Genomic DNA, 23,979 nt, shown 5'->3' on the forward strand with positions numbered 1-23,979 from the left:
GAATTCCTAATATTTCTAACAGAGACCTCCGGGTTTCTGTTGTTTGCTTCTCATTCCCAATTGATACTTAGCGACAAGCCACTATTCTCTCCAACCAAACGTGCTCACCCCTTGTCTGCACTAAGCTTACGCATATTAACCCGCTTGCATTTGAACGCTTTCCAATCCGATAAGAACCCAGTCAAAAACCCATAGATTAGTAAGGATTTTGTGTGACTCTTTTCACGCTTTTCCGCCTTCCTAGGCATTTCTAGGAATTTTTCCTAGCCGATCTAGGCAACCATCTCATGTGCCTCACAAAACCACTCTCTAGAATTCCGCTCAGTCAAAGGTAACAAGAGCGCATAACGGTCTCCGTTGTGTTTCTAAAACAATTACAAGAGAGTTCATCATGTTAAAATTCCTCGAACAGGTGCGGAAGCCGACCCTCGATCTTCCTGTCGAAGTTAGAAGAAAGATGTGGTTTAAACCGTTTATCCAATCTTACTTGGTCGTATTCATCGGCTACCTAACCATGTACTTGATTCGTAAGAACTTCAATGTCGCGCAAAACGACATGATCTCAACTTACGGTTTGAGCATGACAGACCTAGGTCTTATTGGCCTTGGCTTCTCCATCACATACGGCATCGGTAAAACCGTTGTGTCTTACTACGCTGACGGTAAGAACACCAAGCAATTCCTCCCTTTTATGCTGATCCTTTCTGGTCTTGCAATGCTTGGTTTCAGCTTCAGCATGGGCGGCGGTAGTGCAAGCCTGTTCTTGATGGTGGCTTTCTACGCTCTGAGTGGTTTCTTCCAAAGTACTGGTGGCCCTTCTAGTTACTCAACCATTACAAAATGGACACCTCGTAACAAACGCGGCTCTTACCTAGGCTTGTGGAACATGTCACACAACGTTGGTGGTGCGGGCGCAGCGGGTGTTGCTCTTTTCGGTGCCAACTACCTATTCGACGGACACGTAATCGGCATGTTCGTGTTCCCTTCTATCATCGCGATCATCGTTGGTTTTATCGGTATGCGCTTTGGTAGCGACTCTCCAGAAGCTTACGGTCTAGGTAAAGTAGAAGAACTTTTCGATGAAGCAGTGAGTGAAGAAGACACCGCCGCTGAAGAAAACCAGATGACCAAAAAAGAAATCTTTGTTGAATACGTTCTTAAAAACAAAGTTATCTGGCTACTTTGCTTTGCCAACATCTTCCTTTACATCGTTCGTATCGGTATCGACCAATGGTCAACGGTATACGCGTACCAAGAACTTGGTCTGTCAAAAGAAACGGCAATCTCTGGCTTTACTCTATTCGAAGTCGGTGCGCTTGTGGGTACTTTGATGTGGGGTTACTTATCTGACTTAGCAAACGGTCGCCGCGCATTGGTTGCTTGTGTGTCTCTTGGTTTGATCATCGTATCGCTTGAGTTCTACCAACACGCCACTAGCGAGTTCATGTACTTAGCCTCTCTATTTGTATTGGGCTTCTTGGTGTTTGGTCCGCAACTTCTTATCGGTGTTGCCGCGGTTGGTTTTGTCCCTAAAAAAGCAATCAGTGTGGCTGACGGCGTAAAAGGTACATTCGCTTACCTAATCGGTGACAGCTTCGCGAAACTTGGTCTCGGTATGATTGCAGACGGTACACCAATCTTCGGTCTAACAGGCTGGAAAGGTACCTTCGCAGCCCTAGATACCTCCGCCATGATTTGTATTGTTTTGCTTGCTTTCGTTGCTATCGCGGAAGAGAAGAAGATTCGACACGCGAAGAAGCTTCAACTTGCACAAAACCAAGCCTAACTTCTCTGCGCGCTTTACTTCGGTAAAGCGCGCAAGATCATTAAAATGAGTTGATCAATTCAGTATCATTAAAGGTTTTTCTATTGGCTCCTGTTGGAGCTTATTGTTGTTAGTCGTCTGCTCTATTTGGTTGTAATAATGATTCATGTTGCTCTAGTTGATGATCACGTCATCGTGCGTTCAGGTTTCGCACAATTATTAAATTTAGAAAGTGCTATTACCGTTGTTGGTGAATTCGGCTCTGTCGCCGAAGCGCGAAAAGGCTTGCCTGCGGTACACCCTCATGTCGTCATCCTAGATATATCCATGCCAGATGAAAGCGGCTTAAACTTTCTTAGCGAAATACCAACTGGCATTGCCTGCGTGATGCTTAGCGTGCATGACTCCCCTGCGATGGTGGAAAAATCACTAAAGCTAGGTGCAAAAGGCTATCTTAGTAAACGCTGTAGCCCAGACGAACTTATTCAAGCCGTGAGAACCAGTGCTTCTGGCGGCTGTTACCTCACATCAGATATTGCACTTAAACTTGCAACGCCTAGCGACAACACCACCTCTCTATGCCAACTGACAAAACGTGAAAACGAGGTATGTCAGCTACTTGCGACCGGGTTGGATGTAAAGTCTGTCGCGGCAGAGCTTGGCTTGAGCCACAAGACCGTGCATGTGCATCGTGCGAATGCCATCGACAAACTCGGCGTGAAAAACAACGTTGAGCTCGCCAAACTATTTTCTCAAGAGTCCTTTTAATGCGAGCTTACGCTGTTACCACCATTTGCGGACTATTTGTTATGGCTTGCGCCTGGTTTTGCTTGTGGGTGATTGCCTATTACTTTGTCAATGATCCCGAGTTGGCGATCTTATTGTTTCCTTTCGCTTTACGATTAGGTGTCACCCTACACACTCGCACCGCTTATTGGCCGACGATTTACCTTTCGGAGTGGGGACTTTCCATCGCACTTGCGATGTTACTGGGTCAACCGCAGTGGCTTACCGTGCTGATTGCGAGCATTGCCAGTATCCCGGTCACACTGATTGCGAAAAAATACTACTACGGTGACCAAAACCGCCACTTAGCCGTGATGAGCGCAGTCATTATCATTAGCGCGTTTATTAATGTGATGGCCGTTGGTTTTCACGTTCCTTCGGTTTCCATGGTATGGCTGGCTAGCATTTCTGGAGGCTTGCTCGTGGTGCCTATGTGCTACTTGTTATGGAGTTATTTGTTCCAAAGTCGTTGGTCTCCGCTTAGCTCTCTCCTACTTAGTAATGCCGTTGTATTTCAGGTGCGTCATATCGTGCTTTATGCGCTGCTTTTGATCGGCAGTATTTTGGTGCAAACCAGTTTACCTGAAGAGCTAAAACGATTTGCGCCATTTTGTATGGCTATCCCAATCATCGTGTTGGCACTTCGTTACGGCTGGCAAGGAGCCCTGCTCGCCACCATGCTCAACAGCATTGCGCTGATTGCGGCTCGCAGCGGCGTATCAAATCTAGAAATCACCGATTTGTTATTATCTCTCTCGGCGCAAACCATTACTGGCATTATGCTCGGTTTAGGGGTTCAGAAACAAAAAGACCTCAATCACAAACTGCGCGGCGAACTTGCACGCAATCAGAATTTGTCTCGCCAGCTTATCAAAGCGGAAGAATCGGTAAGACGCGATATTGCGCGCGAGCTACATGACGAAATTGGACAGAACATCACAGCGATCCGCACACAAGCCAACATCATTAAGCGGGTAAATAACGCCGAAACAAGCGTGGGTTGCGCCGACATGATCGAAGGGCTTTCCCTCAACGTGTACGACACCACTAAGCGACTGTTAAGCAAGCTAAGACCAAAAATGCTGGATGATTTGGACTTGAAAGAATCCGTCGAGCAACTGACGCGAGAGATGGAATTTGCCAATCACGGAACGACTGTTCAACTGAACTGGCAAGGCGATTACACCAACTTGAGTGACACGCTCAAAGTCACCCTATTCCGTTTATGCCAAGAGTCATTGAATAACGCCGCCAAGTACGCAGGAGCGCAGTTGATCAATATTGAGCTGACAATTGGAGAAACGGCGGTGTCACTAATGATTCACGATGATGGTGTCGGCTTCAAAGTTCAGGACAGCATGAAAGGCATGGGCGTTCGCGGCATGCAAGAGCGTGTGCACGCGTTAGGTGGAAAAATGGTTATCTACTCCACCAGCGATCAAATGATCGGCACACAAATCAGCATTACTTTACCTAAGGTGTAACTCAAGATGTTTGGATTTTTACGTTCACCTAAATTTACTCAACCGAGTCTGAGCAACGAGCAAATCGACCAGCGTTACCGCCATTGGCGTTTGCACATTATGTTGGGGATGTACATCGGCTACGCAGGTTTCTACTTTACCCGTAAGACCTTTAACTACGCAGCACCAGCGATGATCACCGACCTTGGCTTAGATAAAGGCGACTTGGGTCTTATCGGTACACTTTTCTACATCACCTACGGCTGCTCGAAGTTTATTTCTGGCACGATTTCGGATCGCTCTAACCCTCGTTATTTCATGGGATTAGGATTGATTGCGACAGGTCTGGTCAATATCGCGTTCGGTTTTTCTAGCTCACTCGCGGCTTTCATTACTCTGTGGATCTTAAACGCCTGGTTCCAAGGCTGGGGCTGGCCTTCATGCTCCAAGCTGTTAACGACTTGGTATTCACGTTCCGAGCGTGGCTTCTTATGGGCGATTTGGAACACCGCACACAACGTTGGTGGCGCGCTGATCCCTATTTTGGTGGGTTATTTAACGTTGCACTACAGCTGGCGTGAAGGCTTTATTCTACCCGGCATCATCGGGGTATTACTCGGTCTATTCGTTTGTTGGCGATTGCGCGACAAACCCACAACAATGGGCTTACCAAGTGTCGGACAATGGCGCAACGACGCACTAGAACTTGCGCAAGAAAATTACGGACGTGGCCTCACCTACCGCGAAATTCTGAAATCGTACGTATTTAACAACAAATACATCTGGCTACTCGCGTTCAGTTATGTGTTGGTTTACATCGTCCGAACCGCAATCAATGACTGGGGAAACCTGTACTTGACCGAGCAGCATCACTATAGCCTGATTAACGCCAACGCTGCTCTGTCGATGTTTGAAATCGGCGGTTTTGTTGGTTCATTGGTTGCGGGTTGGGGCTCAGACAAACTCTTTGGCGGTAACCGTGGGCCAATGAACTTGCTGTTCGCTATTGGGATTTTCTTATCTGTCTCCGCGCTTTGGCTAATGCCTCTGACCAACTTTGCATTCCAAGCGGCGGGATTGTTCTCCATCGGCTTCTTTGTCTTTGGGCCACAAATGCTGCTCGGTATGGCAGCGGCTGAGTGCTCTCACAAAGATTCTGCCGGCGCGGCAACAGGATTCGTGGGCTTGTTCGCCTACATGGGCGCAGCATTGTCAGGTTACCCACTGGCATTAATTCTTGAAGAATATCATTGGACGGGTTTCTTCATCACTATTTCAGTTTGTGCAGCCGTCATTGGCCTTTTGTTGCTGCCATTTTTGCAAGCGCAGCCATCACGAAAACCTCTCGAACCAAAGCCTCGGTTGTAAATCGACTTATCGCCCTTAGGGCAAATTGGCGAGTGACCTAACCGCGCTCGCCCTCCTTATTTAACGTATCTCTGCTCAATTTTTCTTCCGATTCAGTTCGGAGGGTTAACTATGGGAAAAATTCATGAATTTGAACACTATTTCATCGCATAGCTTCTTTCAAATGAACAACAAAATCCAAAACTACGCTTGGGGAAGCACCTCTTCTATTCACGATTTGTTTGGCTTTTCTAACGAAACGAATGAGCCTCAAGCAGAAGTATGGATGGGTACTCACCCAAACGGCTGCTCTGAAGTTCAGATTGAGCAAAACACGCTGCCTTTGTCTGAACTGATCAAACAAAACCAACCCGCTTACTTATCAGCAGAAACCGCAGCGAAATTTGGCGACCTGCCCTTTCTGTTTAAGATCTTAGCGGCCGAACATGCACTGTCGATTCAAGTTCACCCAAGCAAACAAGATGCCGAAATAGGCTTCGAAAAAGAACAAAGTGCCGGGATCCCACTAAACGCAAGCCATCGTAACTACAAGGATCCAAACCACAAACCTGAGTTGGTGTACGCGCTGACAAGTTACCAAGCCATGAACGGTTTTCGCTCGTATGCCGAGATTATTGAGGCATTTAGCCTTTGCGATATCGATGAGCTACGCACACCGCTAGATGCATTCAAACGCGAAATCAACTCACAAGGTTTACGCGATTTCTTTGTGCACATTCTTACCATGGAAGGAGAAACAAAAGAGCGAGCACTGAAACAGCTTCTTGCCCACGCTTCACGTCAATCGGAGCAAGGCGCTGACAGCGACGTTTTCCAGCTCATCTTGGATCTATCCACTCAATACCCTGGCGATGTCGGCTTGTTTGCGCCATTACTGTTGAATGTCATCACGCTGCAACCTGGCGAAGCGATGTTCCTGAGCGCAAGAACGCCACACGCTTACATTAAAGGTACGGGATTAGAGATCATGGCGAACTCAGATAACGTTTTGCGTGCAGGACTCACGCCGAAACATATGGATGTTGAAGAACTGGTTAAATGCACAGATTTTGTGCCTAAGCCGTTTAACAGCCTTGTTCTTAAACCCAATGCCAATGGTTGCCAAAGCCTTTATCCGGTCCCAGTGGCAGACTTTAGTTTCAGCATTATTAACCAACCGAACAATGAAGTGGTTGATGCCAATAGCGCAGAGATTTTGATGGCGATTGATGCCGACCTGACACTCATCAGTGATAACGGTGAGACATTAACCGCCGCGAAAGGACAGTCTGTATTTGTTCCTGCTTACGTTGGCCATTACCGTATTCAAAGTGCAGGACGTGTGGCTCGCGCCTTTAACTAACTTCTGAATAACGGATTCAAGCTAACGTCTGACCCAAGGGACTGGGTTAGACAATTTATTCCTCTCATAGATTGAGCCTGTCCGGTTTTAAGACACGCATTCTTACACCTTATCGACTCAAAGCCGCTGCGGTCTAAACCATCTAAGTTTTCTGAGAACCATAGATTCCTCTATTCACTGCAACATTCATTGTCAAAACCCATTTATTTCCGGTAAATTCGCCGCTCCAATATAAAATCACTTGGATAATAAAGGCGCTTGCACAGTGGTATTTGTTGCAAAACGTATAATCAACGTTGTAATCAAAGCCCCAATCACTACAATCTCTGGTTCGATTTTTCAGTTAACGTTTGTATGCCGAAGTTAAACCAAGATAACCCTGTTCAAAGCTCCGCCCTTTCCGATATCGAAACCAGCAGTAAGATTCAATCGGCATTAGAACCGAAGTTTCACAAGCCAGAGAAACGTCTCTGCTTAAGCCCTGGCCTGTCGGATAAGCATTTGGCGCGCCGTTGGCAAGTATTGGAACACGTGACCAATAAAGATCATATCCTTGATCCTTTCACGCAGTCACATTGCGACGCTTACTCCAACAACATCGAGCACTTCATTGGTACTGTCAATGTGCCGGTCGGCATCGCAGGCCCTTTGCGCGTCAATGGTTTGTATGCGAACGATGACTTTTTGGTTCCGCTCGCAACGACAGAAGCCGCGTTAGTCGCTTCCTACAACCGTGGCGCAAATCTTATTACCGCCGCTGGTGGCGCGAGCGCATTGTTGCTGAGTGAAGGGGTGAGCCGAACGCCAGTGTTCGCCTTTAATAACCTTGCCGACGCTGGCCAGTTCGTCAGTTGGGTTGTGACCCAGTTTGACGCATTTCGACAAATTGCGGAATCCACCACCTCACATGGCAAACTCAAAGACATCAATGTAAATATCGAAGGAAACCATGTTTATTTGGTCTTTGAATACGTGACTGGTGACGCTTCCGGACAAAACATGGTGACCATCGCAACAAACGAAGTGTTCCATCATATTTTGGCGACCAGCCCAATCAAACCAACTCAAGCATTCTTGGATGGCAACTTATCAGGTGACAAAAAACCAAACGCGCACACGCTGCGCTCGGTACGAGGTAAAAAAGTATCCGCCGAAGTGACCATTCCTGCTGAGTTAGTGGAAAAATATCTGCATACGACGCCGGAGTCTATGGTCCAATTTGGCAAAATGACCACAGTGGGCGGTTTACTCAGCGGGACAATTGGCGTCAACGCGCATTACGCAAACGCCCTTGCCGCGCTGTACATTGCTTGTGGTCAAGATGCCGCTTGCGTTGCAGAGTCTGCCATTGGAATCACTCGTATGGATGTGGACGCTCAAGGCAACTTGTACGCGTGCGTGACCTTGCCAAACATCATGGTGGGAACGGTTGGCGGTGGTACTGGCCTTCCAACGCAAAAAGCATGTTTGGATATTTTGGGTTTGCACGGCAACGGCAAAGCGAAAGCGTTAGCCGAAGTCGCAGCTGCGCTTTGTCTGGCTGGCGAACTCTCGATTGTTGGCGCATTTTGTGCCGATCACTTTTCTCGTGCTCACCATAAGCTTGCCCGAAAATAACCTTTGTTGCTTTGTACAAGAGAACATCCGTGTGGTTTTCTCTTGTGCAAACCAATGGACTTTATTTATTGGCTCAATAATTTCTTGAAACTAACTTAAGCCTTAACAAACATACCAATCTCTTGTTAACAGTACTTTAGCTGTCCCCCTTCTATATCCATTGCGATATCTCTGCTTGTTACTCTTCATTGGCCATATTTAATATCAGTATCTTAGAAAAAATAGCATCAAAAACTTCTAGCACTATAGTACCAAATTCATCGTTTGAGTTTTTTGTTCACCACTTATAGCTACTATACTCGCCTATGCAGCTGCTTGATTTTCATAAATTTACTAAACAGCTCAAAAGAGCTTAATAACTCCCGTTAAATGGACTTAAATCGTTACTTCCGGTAAGCGAGTTAACTATGAGACGTCAGAAGCTAAATAAAATCTCTGCTTGGGTACTAGGATTGGCTATCTTATTGCTGAGCCATGTGCCTAATGTATCAGCACAAATACAGCAATCCCCATCCGATCAAACCGTTGCGCGTTTTCTCTATCAAACCTCTTTTGGACCAACACCTGCATTAATTAATGAGGTTAGGGAAAACGGGTTAGAGGATTGGATACAGAAACAAATCAACCTGCCAGCAACCTACCATCAACCACTTTATCAAACGCCTTTTTCTAAAGGCCTACAGTCAAACCGAGAAAATGCTTGGTATCAAATTGTTGTTACTGCTGAAGATCAGCTCAGACAGCGAATGGCTTATGCATTGAGTCAGATCGTAGTCGTTTCTCGTTATGGCGGCGTTCTTTCCAGCAAACCTACAGGGTTAGTGAATTACTACGATCTGTTGGTTGAGCATGCGTTTGGCAACTACCGAGACCTGTTGTATGACGTTTCCATCCATCCAGTCATGGGGAGCTATTTGTCTATGCTCGGTAGTGCAAAAGAAAATAGTGCGACAGGAACGCTTCCCGATGAGAACTTTGCTCGAGAGTTAATGCAGTTATTCACTATCGGTTTGTATGAACTCAATTTAGATGGCAGTAAAAAGCTAAACCACGCAACAGGCAAACCTATCCCCACATACAATCAAACTGATATTCAAGAGCTCGCGCGAGCATTAACTGGATGGAAAAATTCCGACATCGCATTCGTGAAACCGATGCGAGTTATCAGTCAAAGACACGACACCGGCGAGAAGCGATTTCTAGGGAACGTGATCCCATCGGGTCTAACCGCACAAGAAGAGCTTTCAAAAGTGATTGATGTGTTGATGTCTCACCCAAATGTTGCTCCATTTGTTTCAAAGTTACTTATCCAACGTTTGGTCAGTTCAAATCCAAGCCCAGAGTACGTCGCGCGTGTTGCTACGATATTTAACAACAATGGGGAAGGAGAAAAAGGCGATCTAACCGCCGTTGTTCGAGCCATATTGCTAGACCCTGAAGCATTAGGGATGACGGATACCCCGCCTATAAAAGTGAAAGAACCGATACTGGTCCTGACTAATTTTCATCGAGCATCAGGTTTTACGGTTAAAGGATCACGTTACGAAGACGCAACAACGATGATGAACATCGCTAATCAAGGGCCGCTTCGTTCTCCTTCCGTGTTTAATTTTTACTCTCCAGACTATCAGCCGTCTAACGAGTTTACGGAGTCTGGTATTAACTCTCCAGAGTATGAACTTCTCAATTGGTCTGTTTATACCGATTTGGTCAACTATATGTTAACCAGCACTCGTAGAGGAGGTGGTGATTCCTACCACTTCGATCTTAACGAGTTTTATCTTCTTCTGGACGATCACCGTGCCTTAGTCGAATTGGTTAACGAGCGTTTCTTTGCTGGAACGGCTTCTGCTGAATTGAAAGAGCTTATGCTCACCGCCCTGAATAATTATCGTGGGGACTATGTGCCAACAACAAAACTCGCTCTAGTGATATTTACCGCCATTTCTGGCGACGAATTCTATATTCAGGATTAGGAGTGAATTATGGATATTTCACGACGACATTTTATACAAAGCACGCTATCGATGGGCGCACTAGCCTCTCTTAGTCTGCCAGGTTACTCTCTCGCAGCGCCATCCAATGACTTTCGAGCATTAATATGTGTGTATTTAGCAGGCGGAAACGACGCATTCAACACCATACTGCCATTATCGGAGGCGCACTATCATCAATATTCCAAAGTCAGAGGGCCACTCTCTGTCGCCAAAGAAGACATACTCCCTATCAATTTGAGTGCTGTCGATAGCTCAAATCACCCAGTGAAGCTCGGCTTACACCCAAAGTTAAATGCGTTAACTTCCGTTTTCGAACAAGGCGATGCCAGCATCGTGCTCAATAGTGGCATTCTCAACCATCCCGTCACCAAACAAGCTATTGAGCAAGGTGAAGCATCACTACCCGAGCAACTGTTTTCTCATAATTCTCAAACAGACGCTTGGTTACTTGGTGGAATGAGCGAGTCTAAAAATCTTGGTTGGGCTGGCAGAATGTTGGATGTATTAAACTCTGAATCAGAAATAACACCGCTATACAGTGTGCATGGCAACTCGCTTTGGTTACGGGCAATGGAACACCGCCAAACCGTCCTGAAAAAAGATCGTGCAGTTCAGCTTACCGCGATTGATAACCCGCTATACAAGGGGATCTATGATCGCCTTCTCTCTCATCAAACTGACAATCCATTTAATGGTCATTTTAATTTGATGGTTGATGAGTCGATGGTAATGAGCAGTGTACTGAGCGAGCAACTCAACCACATTGCTGACGAGCCGCTGTTTACGTCATCGACGCTCGGCAAGCAGATGCAAACCGTGTACAAATTGATAGCAAGCCAAGATGTCCTGAAGCAGCAACGACAAGTCTTTTTCGTTAAACACTCTGGGTACGACCTGCACGATTCGCAATTGGCACGTCATCCAGTGCTACTTGAGGATCTCGCGACAAACCTTTTAGCAATGTATCGTGCGGTCGAACGGTTAGGGCTAAACAAGCAAGTCACCTCTTTCACTATGTCTGACTTCGGTCGACGGATGATGAGCAACGGAAATGGTACCGATCATGGCTGGGGTGGCCATCAACTATTAATTGGAGGCGCGGTAAATGGGAAACAACCTATCGGTACATGGCCGGAACTAATACTGGGCGGAAACGATGATTACTCTCAAGGCCGACTCATACCCAAAATTGCCGCTGATCAAGTTGGTTCAACACTAGCGCAGTGGATGGGCGTGAGTGATAACGCTGCACTGGAATATGTGTTCCCGAACATCCGTAATTTTACTCATTCAAACCTAGGTTTTATGGCTTAAGATATTTTACAGGTTAGCTGTAGAACGCATCATCAAATAAGGGAGCCTCGCGCTCCCTTACTCATCTTATGTTTGCAGAGTGTCCGTTACACCTCGTCGCGACGGCGTTCGTTACACAGCTTAATGGCACGCTCAAGTAATTCTAACGCGGATTGCTCACATTCAGGCAGAACCGCATCACTTTCAGAAACTGGCGTTACGCGGTCACCCCATTTCAATACTGCCGCACCCCATGTCAAACCTGCACCAAACGCAGCTAGAAGCATATTATCACCTGGGTTAACTCGACCTTGCTCTACCGCTTCACACAATGCAATTGGCACCGTCGCAGCTGAAGTATTGCCATAGTTTTGAATGTTAACAAACGCTTTGTCGTGTGGAATTCCAGACAGGTCACACAAGGTTTGAATAATACGAATATTCGCTTGATGCGGAATCACAACATCGATTTGTTCCGTCGTTAACTGTGATGTTTTCAGTACGGTTTTCGCAGCTAGCCCCATGCCTTTTACTGCACGTTTGAAAATTTCTTGTCCTACAAAGTTGAAATCCCAGTAACCGTTGTCTTCCGCAAAGCGATCCATACAAGTACCAAACTTTGGTACGGACAGAATATCGCGGCCTTTTGCGTCACAACCGATTTGAGACTGTAGTAAACCCGTTTCTTTTTCCGTTCTTGATAACACAACGGCGCCCGCACCATCACCAAATAGAACAGCGGTATCTCGCATTGCCCAATCGATGTAGAAAGACAATCTTTCCGCACCAATAATGATCGCGTTACGATAGTTACCTGATTGAATCAAACGTGTGCCCGTTTCTAGGCCATAGACAAATCCCGTACATGCGGCATTTAAGTCAAAGGCAGCGGCTGCACGAATACCTAGGTTCTGCTGTACCTTAGACGCGATATTTGGAATCAATGAATCTGGTGAACAAGTCGCCACAATGATTAAATCCACGTCTGTTGCATCGACGCCTGCTCGAGCTAATGCATGTTTAGCAGCAACGGTCGCCATGTCTGACGTGTTTACATGACTAATACGGCGGTTTTCGATACCAGTGCGGGTACGAATCCACTCATCGGAAGTATCGAGGAAAGTGCTAAGATCATCGTTAGAGAGCACGGCTGGCGGAACACATTTCCCCCAACCTGTAATTTCAGCGTAGTAATTTGTCATCGCAGACCTATTTATTGTTGTATTTTAATAAAATTTCTTAGAACCTTAGGCTCAAATACAAACCTGCGCTGCGTTATTTCGGCAGGTTAAAAAATAAGTATACAAATAATGAGGCTGACTGGTAAGTCATGTTTTCATCAATACGTAATAAAGGAAGAAGTCATGTCATCGTTTAAAACTCGCTGCCCTTCGTGCGGCGGTCTAAATCGTGTCCCTAATGAGCGCGTTGCCGAATCTGCAACTTGCGGTAAATGTAAAAGTGCACTTTTAGACGGCTCGCCTATCGAAGGTACACAAGATAACTTTTCTGCTCTATTACAAAGTGATATGCCTGTTGTAGTAGATTTTTGGGCCCCATGGTGCAACCCGTGCGTTGGTTTTGCTCCTGTTTTCTCTGATGTTGCTCATGAGCAAGCCGGAACAGCTCGTTTTGTTAAGATTGATACCGAAGCTCAACAACAACTTGCGGCGCAATTTGGTATTCGCAGTATTCCTACCATTATGGTTTTCAAGAATGGTCAACGCGTTGATATGATCAATGGTGCGTTACCTAAAACTCAATTCGATCAATGGTTAAATCAAGCACTTACTAAATAATCTTCCACGCCAACCTTGTTTGTAGGTTGGCGTTTTTATGCAACTTATCAACCTATCTAGTTAACAAATATTATTTGTCGAAACGACTTAAATTTATCATTTTACTTGCCTAACTATTAGCCTCATATTCGCGCCGAATAACCCTTAGATTTCATTTAACTTATAGGCGCAAAACAGTGGAAAACACAGTCGTTCCTGCAGCATCACCACGAGTTACAGTTCCAGTCGTCGCACTGTCTCTTTATGCGGTGGCTTCGGGCTATTTAATGAGCTTGATCCCTCTCATGCTCGGTGAATACAACATCTCAGCAGATTACGCGAGTTGGTTGGCGAGTGTGTTTTATGGCGGCTTATTAACCGGTGCTATTTTTATTGAACGTATCGTACGTCAAGTTGGTCACCGTAACGCGTTTATTGGTTGCTTGGCCGTATTTTCGCTAACTATCGTCACACTACCCGTGTTTGCTAACGGATTGATGTGGCTTGCCGCTCGCTTTATTGCGGGTATCGCGGTTGCTGGTGTTTTTGTCATTGTTGAGTCTTGGCTAATGTCTGGAGACGAAGCATCGCGTGCGAAACGTTTGAGCTTGTACATGCTATCGCTTTATGGTGGTTCAGCATTAGGCCAGTTTGGTATTGGCGTGCTTGGCGTAAGTGGCGGCGTTCCGTTTATTGCGATCACGACGTTGATCCTAATGGCGATGCTGGTGCTAATGTTCATTGAGTGTGAGCAGCCAAACAGCCATGAATCAACCGCTTTATCATTTAAGCAAATTGCCAAACTAAACCATGCAGCAATTATTGGTTGTGTTGTTTCAGGTTTGACCTTAGGTGCGATCTACGGATTAATGCCAGTTGAGTTAACTAACCGTAAAATTAGCCATCAAGACATTGGTACATTGATGGCGCTAGTGATTCTAGGTGGCATGCTAGTTCAACCAATGGTGACCGCGTTAAACAAATACATGAGCCGCACAGTGCTAATGGCGTTTTTCTGTATTTTGGGTATTTTTTCGATCGGTATGACCTTTATTTCCTCGTCAGCCGTGGTATTGGCTGCTGCATTATTCTTTTTAGGTGCAGCTACTTTTGCCTTGTACCCGATAGCAATCAACTTAGGTTGCGAAGGACTTGATGAACGCTTTATTGTCTCTGCGACACAAGTCATGCTGTTTAGCTACAGCACCGGCTCTGTTGCTGGTCCAGTTGTCGCTGATAAATTTATGGGCCAAGAACACGGCTTACTAGGCTACTTGTTTGCCGCTTTGGTTGCGACTGGCGTATACATGCTACTTGCTGCGAGCAAAACCAAGCAGCGTATGGCCGCTGGCCTCTAATCACGCCGCTTCTACTCAACGAACTCAACGAAAACGAGGGCATGTCGCCCTCGTTTTTTTATTCTTCGCATTTTTGTTTAGATAAACGCTTGTGACGGTTTGACGCGTTCGCTGCAGGCTCTTCCGGTACCATGCGCTTTTCATGAAGCAAATGACGAACCGCCAAGATGGGATGTTTCAGTAACATTCTAGGGCCAGAGTAACGCATGACCAAACGCATTTGTTCTTTCGGCTCTGGTTTGTAGCAGTGAATCGGACATTTATTACACGTCGGTTTATTCTCTCCATAAGGACAGCGGTCGAGGCGCACTTCTGCGTATTCAAGCAGCTCACGACATTCTGAGCATAAGTCACGTTTTGTTCCATGATGGTCATGACAGTAAACCTCTACCATGGCTTTTACTGTCTTAAATTCAGTGGCGAGTTTGCCAAGTAAAATATCGCTCATGCGCTATCCAAAAATCACAACATCATTGTGTAAAGTTCTAACGTGCGGCCATTATCATATTGCTGCTCAACTCGTTCAAACTCAAAGCCCAGTTTTTTGAGCAAACTTATACTACGAATATTGTCATTGTTGGTGATGGCAACCAAATTATCGAGTTTCATTTCCTCTCTAGCGTATTCCAGCACTGCGGTTGCAGACTCCGTTCCGTAGCCGAAGCCATAAGCGGAAGGTAAAAATCCATATCCGAGATCATAGTGTTGTAATGTGTCACGTTTAACCAACCCACAAACCCCGATGGGTTGCCCATCTTCTTTCTTCTCTACAACGAGTAAACTCACGCCTTTAATTTGTTGCATGCGTAGCATGTTTTCTTTTATGTAACGCGCCGCTTCATATTCGGTACGAATTTGTTTGTCTCCGACAAAACGGTAGAAGTCTGGGTGGTTATAAAGTTCTAGTATAAATGGTGCATCATCTACACTCACAAGACGCAGTATCAAACGTTCGGTGTACAGTATTTTCATTTGGGCTCCATTAAAACGCGATAGATGATTGGACATAGGAACGTACTTGAATTTTGCGACCGATACCGGCGCTTATTTAGTTGTAACTTGATAAAAAAGTAACTATCCTGCCTCGCTAAATTAAAGGACCACCACCATGAACCGCAAGAAGAAAATCAATCAGATCTTGAAAGCGAAGCAGAAGAAGCATAACGCTAAGCTACATAAGAGCAATAAGCCGCGTTATATCTCCAAAGCTGAACGCGCGAAAATGGAAGCTGAAGAACAAAACCAAACTTCAGAACACACGGAAAACGTTGTAGACACAGCGCAGACAGATCAAGCCTAAAAGAAAAGCCGCTTCAAGCGGCTTTTTTGATATTCGGAGAGAGTTAGCTTTAGTATTCGACACTGTAGTTCAGTGTGAATGTGCGACCTCTTCCTTTGTAGTCGTACGCTGCTGCATCGTAGTGTGCTGCATAAAGAATCTGCGCACGTTGTCCCCAAGCGGTTGTGTAGTCTTCGTCAAATAGGTTTTGAATACCAAAACCTAACTGCCCGATAGGTAGTGTTACGTTACCAAGAAGATCAAACGTAGTGTATCCATCTAGTTTATTGTTTGCGTCATCTTCGTAATCAAACATCGTCTGGCTTTGTAAACGTACTGAATAGCTATCCTGATAGTAAGCCGCCCACGCGTTCGCTTTTGATGTACTTGCTTTACCCGCACTTAGATCTTCCCACTTACCGTTGGTTTTAAGCTCAGAAACCACATAGTGACCTGATGCACCTAACAAAATATCACGGTTTACCCAGTAGTTAATGTTTGCTTCGGCACCGTATACACGTTGCTCGTCATCAACATTGGTGATTAGGAGCGTCTTCTTGTCATACTTGATTGAGTTATCCGAAACCGAGTAGTAACCCGCCGCTTGCAGTGCGACAGTATCCGTATCTAATCGGTAACCAATTTCATAGCTGTCCGTTTTGATGCCCGACATTTTTGAGTCAGATACATTAATGCTATTGTTCAACGCGTAGTGACCATTTGCATCCGCGGCATCGTAGCTACCTTGGCCGTAGTACTTTGCAGGATCAGCGAGTTCGAAACCTTGAGAGAAGTTCGCCCAAAGCTGAGATTCATCGTTAAGCTGATAAATGGTGCCCAAATTAAATAAGCTCACAGAGTAGTCAGTGCTGCCACCTGGTACCGCATCCGCTGATACACCATTACCCGATGCGATCTTCTTTTGTATACTATAGGCAACAAAATCATCAATCTTATTGTCCATGTATTGGTAGCGGTAGCCTGCTTGTACTGACCAATCTTGATTGATTTGGTAATCCCCCTGGACAAACATTGCGTAAGACGCCACATCAACATCAGGGTAACGCCCCACTTCGGCATAGGTTCGATTAATTAAGTTCCCAGAGCTGTTCGCAATGGTTGGATCGAACAGAGCCTGGTTACTTTCAAAACGGTCTAAGTACGCATCGACACCATAAACAAGTTTGAATGACTCCCAGCTTTTAGCTAACGCTAAGCGCCCAGCAAAAACTTCTGTTTTTTGTTGAGAGGCACTTTGGTAATAAGGAGTAAAGGTTTGGTCTTCACTACGGTAAGATAACTCGCCTATCAGTTGATGACCGAATACGCTGTCGTGAGCGTAGTTCGCACTTAAGAGAACTCGCTCTGTACCATGTTCACGGTCGGAATCGAACCCCTCTCGTACATCAACAAATTTATTGTTAACAATGTACAAACCGTATGGCGAATCTTGCTGGCTGTCATAGTATTGTGCGACAAGGTTTAACTTGCTGGCATCGGAGATTTGAATCTCGGTCGATCCCATAACATCGAGCGTTGAATTATACTGCAAAGAGCCCTGTGAAATGTCTGGGGTGACAATGTCGCCATTTGCGTCAAATGCACCTTGTGTCTCGGTGTACACAACCGAACCTCTAGCGGTAATTCGCTCATTACCACCCGAGATAGACTGAGCGAGTTTGTAATCAAAGTCATCGCTGCTATTAAAACCTGTAGTGCCACTCACGTAGGATTCAAACGACAAGTCATCCGAGTACGCTTTCTTGGTGATAATGTTAATAACACCACCAGTAGCGCCTGCCCCATAAATGGAGGTTGCACCAGATAGTACTTCAATTCGCTCGATGTTGAATGGGTCTATTGCGTCTAACTGACGACTAATCGGGCGAGAAGACTGTAACGAGACACCATCAATCATTACCAACATTGCTCTACCGCGAAGGTTCTGACCATAGTTAGTTCGACCACCGGTGCCGACGTCTAAAGAAGGGATGGTTGCAGAAAGAATATCACCCAGTGTCTTGCCCGCACGATATTGCTGAGCAATCTCTTCTTGGCCAACAAACCAAACCGTTCCTGGAATATCGGAGATCGATTTCGGCATCACACTGCCTACAACAACCAATTGCTCATCGTTCGGAGTCGATGTTTGTTGAAGATCTTCTGCTGCTATTGAGCTAACTGCGTATCCACTGCTCATCGCAAGTACGATGAGATTGAAAGAAAACGTCCTTTTCATCATTGTATTTATCTTTTTGTTGTCAACAAGAGCGTGCAATGATACTTATTCTCACTCTCAAATCGAGCACTGTTACACAAGTTAAATAAATGTTGATTAAGAACCTTCTTGCTCATAAGCTGTCGATTTTTCTCTAAACGAGGACAATCTGCACAAAGCTTTCTGCCTTCACACTTATAGACTAAACAACAACTTTTTCTTACTAACTTTAGCGGCTGATCAGATTCCGTCTCATGAAGTGAGCGGCTATTATCAACATCCAAACCCATTGCGCTTAGCCACAAGACCGCATGCTCCTGAAGTGTCGAGTTAGTCATTTGCGGAAAGCGCTGTTGGAGACGAATTAAACAAGCCATGATTCCGTCCGACATCAATTGATGAGTGAAGCCAGGACGAATGCGTGTCCATTGACTCATCTCTTGTTGATAGAAGTCGAACAGTTCTCGGATTTGACGCCCCGCCTCTTTTATCAACGCTTCTGGCTCGCCATGTATATGCGCTTCGTCGGCGAATCGGTACCCAGAAACAAAACAAGGTTTGAGGTGCTGCGCTATCTCGCGAATGTTTGGCAACGTGTGGTAACCGTAAATAGAGATGAATGCGACATAAACTGGCTGCCAACAAAGTAAATCCCACGTTCTTGTCAACCAATATGCTTTTCCCGCTTCCGGATGAGCCTCCGAGATTTGCTGGTAAAGGCCTTGGATGATCGGGTTGATATCATTCTCGATATGGATAGCTTCTTGCCCTATCTCGCCGATATCACCGTGTAGGTAAGGTGTAATCTCACTCGAAGTTTGAAACAGTTGCGGGAAAAATTGCTCAGACATGATGGCTTATTGTTGGTGTAGTCATTCTGACACCTTTATACCCAAGCACCAATCGCAATGCAAACTATTATCCTTTGCGTTTTCATAACAAAGAAACACTCTTAGGGTTAGTCATGACTGTATTTCCGAGTTCTGTGAAGCTGTAAGGTCTGGTTAAGTATGCGATGAATAGCAACAAACTCTTAAACCTCTTCGCATTTAGCGCTGACATGACCGCAAAAATACACAGCATAAAAACACCCTAATAAAACTGTGTTAACAGTTTCCCTGTGTAGCGTGAGTTATTGCCAATAATTGAATATTGCTGTTTCTTATCCAGCGGATTGTGAACAACATGAAGTATTTTCTTTCTGAATATCGAGACAATACAAAGAGGTAATTTGGCTATGTAGCCCTCTGTTTTGAATAAGGAAATCCACATGTTGTATCTTGAGTTTCTATTTTTGCTCGTGATGCTGTATATCGGCTCACGTTATGGTGGTATAGGCCTTGGTGTCGTATCCGGAATTGGCTTGGTGATTGAAGTATTCATCTTTAAGATGCCGCCAACCTCTCCTCCTGTCACCGTCATGTTGATCATTTTAGCGGTAGTAACATGTGCTTCCATTCTTGAAGCCGCTGGCGGTTTGAAATACATGCTGCAAGTTGCCGAGCGTGTGCTTCGTAAGAACCCAAAACGCGTCACCCTTATTGCTCCTTTCGTGACTTACTTTATGACCTTCCTGCTTGGTACTGGCCACGCGGTTTACTCCATTATGCCAATCATTGGCGACGTTGCATTGAAAAACGGCATTCGTCCAGAGCGTCCTATGGCTGCCGCTTCTGTCGCCTCTCAAATCGCAATCACAGCCTCGCCAATTTCAGCGGCCGTAGTTTACTACTTGGCGCAACTCTCTGATATTCAACACGAGATCACTCTGCTCTCAATTCTGCTCGTTACTGTACCTGCAACCTTATTCGGTACGTTGTTGATGTCACTTTACAGCCTAAAGCGTGGTAAAGAGCTAGACGACGATGAAGAATACCAAGAGCGTTTGAAAGATCCTGTGTGGCGCGAAAAGATCCTCAACACAACTGCGACGTCTCTTGATGAAGTACTACCAACAAGTGCTCGTAACTCTGTATTGCTGTTCATTGCATCGATCTTGGTTATCGTCGTTATCGCGATGTGGCCAGACATTCGTACCATCGTAGATGGCTCGAAGCCAATCAGCATGGCAGTTGTGATTCAAATGATGATGCTTTGCTTCGGCGGTATCATTTTGCTTGCGACCAAAACTGACCCGCGCGACGTACCAAATGGGGTGGTATTTAAATCTGGTATGGTGGCGGCGATTGCTATCTTCGGTATTGCATGGATGTCAGATACCTACTTCCAGTACGCTATGCCTCAATTTAAATCTGGCATCGTAGAGATGGTAACCAACTATCCTTGGACATTCGCGCTTGCATTATTCATTGTGTCGGTTGTGGTGAACTCTCAAGCTGCAACGGCTCGCATGATGCTGCCTGTTGGTCTCGGCTTAGGTTTGGAACCTGCGCTGCTTATCGGCTTGATGCCAGCGGTATACGGCTACTTCTTTATTCCCAACTACCCTTCAGATATCGCGACTGTGAACTTCGATACCTCGGGCACAACTAAGATTGGTAAGTGGTACTTCAACCACTCATTCATGTCTGTGGGCTTAATCGGCGTGATTGGTGCGTGTTGCTTGGGTTACTTGCTAGGGCAAATGATCATTCCTTCGTAACTAGCCAAATCAACGATAAATTAGAGGCGAGTCATTGTACGTTTCGTACAGCCTGAGTGACTCGCCTTTCTTTATTGCACTATTCACTACAGCAAGAAATCGTCATCAATCGCGACAAAATTGTCGGCACAATCAATCAGAGTTTGAGATGTAAGTTTAGGTACACCATAAACGGTCACCGTTTTATTGAAGCGCTGCTGAATTCTCTCTACTAGCAGACTAAAGTCTCCATCTCCCGAAACTAGAATCACTTCCTCAACTTCGGGAGCAATTTCAATTGCATCGAGAGTAATACCCACATCCCAATCGCCTTTCGAGCTGCCATCACGACGCTGGATGTAGGGTTTAAGCATCACCTCAAATCCAACACCGCGTAAAATGTGATGAAACTGACGTTGTTTTGGATCGTTACTCGCGATGGCATAAGCACGAGCACTTACCACCTCTTTCCCTTGTGTGGCGACATACCAAAACTGGTTGTAATCAAAATTGCTTCGATACGCTTCGCGACAGGTGTAATACACATTCTGTACATCAACCAAAATGGCGATTTTTTGTTTGCTTTCCGAACTCATCTATTTCTACGCTCAATTTATTTGCTGCCTACCCTATGCCAGTTTTGGAAAAAGCACAATGAGCCAATTCCACTAAACTTAACGTATAAAAAGTTATTTGGGTTTCTAGGGGAACTGTCATGGGCGGAAAGTTACTAGTGATACTGCTTTCTTGTATCTTGTCATCGACAGCATTTGGTTATCCAGCGCACTCCAAATACTGGCCACATAGAAGCGTGCTCTACTTTGCGCCAGAAAATGATGAATACGTCAAACAATTCTTGCTAGAAACACTTATGAATGAGTGTGAGTTGGAAGACAGAGATGTCGTCACGCTGGTCATTACAGAACAAGGTTATACTTTTCCTGCTTGGCTTAAAGAAGAGTTCGACCTAAAAATGCTAGCTCGTCTTTATGAGGTCGAAAAAGGTTCTCATACAGCTATTTTGCTTGGTAAAGATGGTCTAGAAAAGCACCGCTGGGGCGCAGAAACAGACTGGTCGTTTATCAACAACCTCATTGATCAAATGCCGATGCGTAAGCAAGAAATGCAGAGGCAACAAAGCCCCTGTAAAATATAGTCACTTCTGGGCAGTATTACTTTGCGAACCAATCCAACTTGTTGTGAAGTTGAGTCACGCTGCCAACCACAATCAATGCTGGGCTCACGGCTTGCTCTGCCATGATCGATAGCTCGTTCAACTTTCCTTGGAACACGCGCTGCTCTGGGCGCGTACCGTTTTCAATAATGGCGCATGACATCTCAGGGTCTAAGCCGTGAGTGATCAGCTTATCCATAATATGGCCGCTTTGCTTTAAACCCATGTAGAACACAAGCGTGTTGTTGGATTGCGCCAGTGAATGCCATTCAATCTCACGACCATCTTTTTGTACGTGACCAGTGATGAATTGAACGCTTTGCGCATAGTCGCGGTGTGTTAATGGAATACCAGCATAAGCCGTTGCACCCGCTGCCGCTGTGATACCCGGAACCACTTCGTATTTGATACCAAATTCCGCTAGTTCTTCTAGCTCTTCTCCACCACGGCCAAAGATAAATGAATCACCGCCCTTCAGGCGCACAACACGTTTACCTTCTTGCGCTTTTTGCACCAAGATTTGGTTGATTTGATCTTGAGGCACACAGTGAAAGTCTAATTTTTTACCTACGTAGATCATCTCTGCTGATGCATGAGCCAATTCTAGAATGTCTTTCGACACCAAACGGTCGTATACAACAACTTCAGCCGCTTGAATGGCTTTTAAGCCTTTTACTGTGAGCAAATCAGGATCACCAGGACCTGCACCAACAAGAGAAACAAAGCCGCTGTTTAAAGATGAGTTAACAGTTGTCATATCAACGCCTATCGAAAATTTGGACATAAAAAGTAACACTCAAGTCATTAACTCAAGGTTAAAATCACCCCAAGGAGTTATTACTTTTTATAGCTAAATCAATACAATACTTATCGAAAGTTAAATGAGTTGAATAGCCCTACCTACCATAGGTAGGGCCAGATAAAAGCGGTTTATTTTGCGATTGCAGGCTCTGCTTTTACTTCTTCTTCAACTACGTTGATAGAAGGCGCTGTTTTCGCGTGAGTTAGGTACAGTGGAATACAAGTCATTACGAGACCACCGACAATATTACCTAGAATGGTTGGAATAAGGTTGAAGTTCAACCAAGTCGCGATACCAAAATCCGCACCTAGAATCATACCTAGTGGGAATAGGAACATGTTTACTACGGTGTGTTCAAATACTAGCGCAAAGAAGATGAAAATTGGGAACCACATCATTGCTACGCGACCAGACACCGAACGTGCCGTCATGTTGCCGATAACGCCTAGACACACCATTAGGTTACAGAAGATGCCGCGTACGAAACATGTGATCCATCCGTCCATACCCATGTTTTCAAAACCAAGGCTACGCGCGGTAGAAACAGCCACAAATTTCTTCGCTACTGCGTTCAGTTCTAGAGAGAAGTTACCTGTTAGAGAGATAGCCACTAGGTAAGCAACGATCAGAGAACCGATAAGGTTACCCAAGCCTACAAGACCCCAACAACGGAAGATACGACCCCAAGTGATGCCCGGACGGTTAGCAAACTTAGCCAGAGGCGCTAGACCAAAAACACCGGTTACTAGGTCATACCCCATCACACTTAGAATTACGAAACCAACGGGGAAAACAAGTGCTCCTACAAGACCGATACCCGTTTGTACAATCGCGGTAATAGCAACCACCACCGCAAGCGAAAGAATAACGCCAGCCATCGTACCGCGAAGCAGAAGGTCTCGCGTGCTTGTATTGGTTTTCGCTTCACCAACATTGATCATGGTTTGCACGAATTCTGCAGGCTTAAAATCAGTAGACATGAATGTGTCCTTATCCAAAATTGAAAGTTAAAAAGTTAAAGATTGAATAGAGAAAGGCTTCCCGTTGACACCTGAACGCTGTCTACAACACCTCGCTTCCCTGTTCCCCTGAGATGATGCTTGGAAAGCCTTTGTCTATTGAATCTAGGTTTCAGTTCATTCCCTCCCCCTAAGAGGA

At 45.4% G+C, this 23,979-nt stretch carries 21 protein-coding genes; 13 read left to right on the forward strand and 8 right to left on the reverse strand.

Annotated elements, in window-relative coordinates:
* Nucleotides 1-391 precede the first annotated feature (391 nt).
* The 8 genes from uhpT to R7035_RS19175 all read left to right on the forward strand — a co-directional run bounded on the left by uhpT (nucleotide 392) and on the right by R7035_RS19175 (nucleotide 11,652).
* On the forward strand, nucleotides 392-1,786 hold the full coding sequence (uhpT, locus tag R7035_RS19140) for a hexose-6-phosphate:phosphate antiporter (protein WP_021707729.1): 1,395 nt from the start codon (nucleotides 392-394) through the stop codon (nucleotides 1,784-1,786).
* A gap of 138 nt (nucleotides 1,787-1,924) precedes the next feature.
* On the forward strand, nucleotides 1,925-2,533 hold the full coding sequence (uhpA, locus tag R7035_RS19145) for a transcriptional regulator UhpA (RefSeq protein ID WP_318146232.1): 609 nt from the start codon (nucleotides 1,925-1,927) through the stop codon (nucleotides 2,531-2,533).
* On the forward strand, nucleotides 2,533-4,035 hold the full coding sequence (uhpB, locus tag R7035_RS19150) for a signal transduction histidine-protein kinase/phosphatase UhpB (RefSeq protein ID WP_318146233.1): 1,503 nt from the start codon (nucleotides 2,533-2,535) through the stop codon (nucleotides 4,033-4,035). The genes uhpA and uhpB overlap by 1 nt, the downstream gene beginning before the upstream one ends.
* 6 nt (nucleotides 4,036-4,041) lie before the next feature.
* Nucleotides 4,042-5,382 (forward strand): MFS transporter, encoded by a 1,341-nt coding sequence (locus R7035_RS19155; RefSeq protein WP_132936437.1) that lies wholly within the window; start codon nucleotides 4,042-4,044, stop codon nucleotides 5,380-5,382.
* Between the two features lie 124 nt (nucleotides 5,383-5,506).
* Nucleotides 5,507-6,724, forward strand: a complete 1,218-nt coding sequence (gene manA, locus R7035_RS19160) for a mannose-6-phosphate isomerase, class I (protein ID WP_262651302.1) — start codon at nucleotides 5,507-5,509, stop codon at nucleotides 6,722-6,724.
* Nucleotides 6,725-7,078: 354 nt separating this feature from the next.
* The gene (locus R7035_RS19165) at nucleotides 7,079-8,341 is read left to right on the forward strand and encodes a hydroxymethylglutaryl-CoA reductase (RefSeq protein WP_318146234.1); all 1,263 of its coding nucleotides are present in this window, start codon (nucleotides 7,079-7,081) and stop codon (nucleotides 8,339-8,341) included.
* Between the two features lie 407 nt (nucleotides 8,342-8,748).
* Nucleotides 8,749-10,317: a DUF1800 family protein gene (locus R7035_RS19170; RefSeq protein WP_258615789.1), complete on the forward strand. Its 1,569-nt coding sequence runs from the start codon at nucleotides 8,749-8,751 to the stop codon at nucleotides 10,315-10,317.
* Between the two features lie 9 nt (nucleotides 10,318-10,326).
* Nucleotides 10,327-11,652 carry a DUF1501 domain-containing protein gene (locus R7035_RS19175; protein WP_258483491.1) on the forward strand — a complete coding sequence of 442 codons (1,326 nt, stop codon included), beginning with the start codon at nucleotides 10,327-10,329 and terminating at the stop codon, nucleotides 11,650-11,652.
* 86 nt (nucleotides 11,653-11,738) lie between these two features.
* Here the strand turns inward: R7035_RS19175 and R7035_RS19180 are convergent, their stop codons facing one another.
* On the reverse strand, nucleotides 11,739-12,833 hold the full coding sequence (locus R7035_RS19180) for a ketoacyl-ACP synthase III (RefSeq protein WP_262651307.1): 1,095 nt from the start codon (nucleotides 12,831-12,833) through the stop codon (nucleotides 11,739-11,741).
* A gap of 162 nt (nucleotides 12,834-12,995) precedes the next feature.
* Here R7035_RS19180 and trxC point away from each other — a divergent pair, with 162 nt between their 5' ends.
* Nucleotides 12,996-13,430: a thioredoxin TrxC gene (gene trxC / locus R7035_RS19185; RefSeq protein ID WP_005376074.1), complete on the forward strand. Its 435-nt coding sequence runs from the start codon at nucleotides 12,996-12,998 to the stop codon at nucleotides 13,428-13,430.
* A gap of 176 nt (nucleotides 13,431-13,606) precedes the next feature.
* On the forward strand, nucleotides 13,607-14,767 hold the full coding sequence (locus tag R7035_RS19190) for an MFS transporter (RefSeq protein WP_262651308.1): 1,161 nt from the start codon (nucleotides 13,607-13,609) through the stop codon (nucleotides 14,765-14,767).
* 58 nt (nucleotides 14,768-14,825) lie between these two features.
* Here the strand turns inward: R7035_RS19190 and R7035_RS19195 are convergent, their stop codons facing one another.
* Entirely contained in the window at nucleotides 14,826-15,215 is a 390-nt protein-coding gene (locus R7035_RS19195) for a nitrous oxide-stimulated promoter family protein (protein WP_262651309.1), read from the reverse strand.
* A gap of 14 nt (nucleotides 15,216-15,229) precedes the next feature.
* A complete protein-coding gene (locus tag R7035_RS19200; RefSeq protein WP_318146235.1) occupies nucleotides 15,230-15,739 on the reverse strand; it encodes a GNAT family N-acetyltransferase in 510 nt (169 codons plus the stop codon).
* 136 nt (nucleotides 15,740-15,875) lie between these two features.
* On the opposite strand from R7035_RS19200, the gene R7035_RS19205 reads away from it, so the two are divergent.
* Nucleotides 15,876-16,067 carry a DUF2986 domain-containing protein gene (locus tag R7035_RS19205; RefSeq protein WP_042520968.1) on the forward strand — a complete coding sequence of 64 codons (192 nt, stop codon included), beginning with the start codon at nucleotides 15,876-15,878 and terminating at the stop codon, nucleotides 16,065-16,067.
* A 49-nt stretch (nucleotides 16,068-16,116) separates the two neighbouring features.
* On the opposite strand, the gene R7035_RS19210 is transcribed toward R7035_RS19205, so the two are convergent.
* Both R7035_RS19210 and R7035_RS19215 read right to left on the reverse strand, forming a co-directional pair.
* Nucleotides 16,117-18,288: a TonB-dependent receptor gene (locus R7035_RS19210; protein WP_262651313.1), complete on the reverse strand. Its 2,172-nt coding sequence runs from the start codon at nucleotides 18,286-18,288 to the stop codon at nucleotides 16,117-16,119.
* Nucleotides 18,289-18,293: 5 nt separating this feature from the next.
* Nucleotides 18,294-19,115 (reverse strand): siderophore ferric iron reductase, encoded by an 822-nt coding sequence (locus R7035_RS19215; protein WP_262651315.1) that lies wholly within the window; start codon nucleotides 19,113-19,115, stop codon nucleotides 18,294-18,296.
* Nucleotides 19,116-19,534: 419 nt separating this feature from the next.
* Between R7035_RS19215 and R7035_RS19220 the strand changes: the two genes are divergently transcribed.
* Nucleotides 19,535-20,866 (forward strand): anaerobic C4-dicarboxylate transporter, encoded by a 1,332-nt coding sequence (locus R7035_RS19220; RefSeq protein WP_005376060.1) that lies wholly within the window; start codon nucleotides 19,535-19,537, stop codon nucleotides 20,864-20,866.
* An 86-nt stretch (nucleotides 20,867-20,952) separates the two neighbouring features.
* On the opposite strand, the gene R7035_RS19225 is transcribed toward R7035_RS19220, so the two are convergent.
* On the reverse strand, nucleotides 20,953-21,441 hold the full coding sequence (locus R7035_RS19225) for an NYN domain-containing protein (protein ID WP_005387978.1): 489 nt from the start codon (nucleotides 21,439-21,441) through the stop codon (nucleotides 20,953-20,955).
* Between the two features lie 119 nt (nucleotides 21,442-21,560).
* Here R7035_RS19225 and R7035_RS19230 point away from each other — a divergent pair, with 119 nt between their 5' ends.
* Nucleotides 21,561-22,001: a DUF4174 domain-containing protein gene (locus tag R7035_RS19230; protein WP_005387976.1), complete on the forward strand. Its 441-nt coding sequence runs from the start codon at nucleotides 21,561-21,563 to the stop codon at nucleotides 21,999-22,001.
* A 16-nt stretch (nucleotides 22,002-22,017) separates the two neighbouring features.
* Here R7035_RS19230 and cobA read toward each other — a convergent pair whose 3' ends face one another.
* Together cobA and R7035_RS19240 are read right to left on the reverse strand one after the other, a co-directional pair.
* Nucleotides 22,018-22,776 (reverse strand): uroporphyrinogen-III C-methyltransferase, encoded by a 759-nt coding sequence (cobA, locus tag R7035_RS19235; RefSeq protein ID WP_054575960.1) that lies wholly within the window; start codon nucleotides 22,774-22,776, stop codon nucleotides 22,018-22,020.
* 173 nt (nucleotides 22,777-22,949) lie between these two features.
* Nucleotides 22,950-23,801, reverse strand: a complete 852-nt coding sequence (locus R7035_RS19240) for a formate/nitrite transporter family protein (RefSeq protein WP_025767739.1) — start codon at nucleotides 23,799-23,801, stop codon at nucleotides 22,950-22,952.
* Nucleotides 23,802-23,979 lie beyond the last annotated feature (178 nt).

Source organism: Vibrio sp. 1731 (assembly GCF_033339955.1).
Lineage (GTDB): Bacteria > Pseudomonadota > Gammaproteobacteria > Enterobacterales > Vibrionaceae > Vibrio > Vibrio alginolyticus.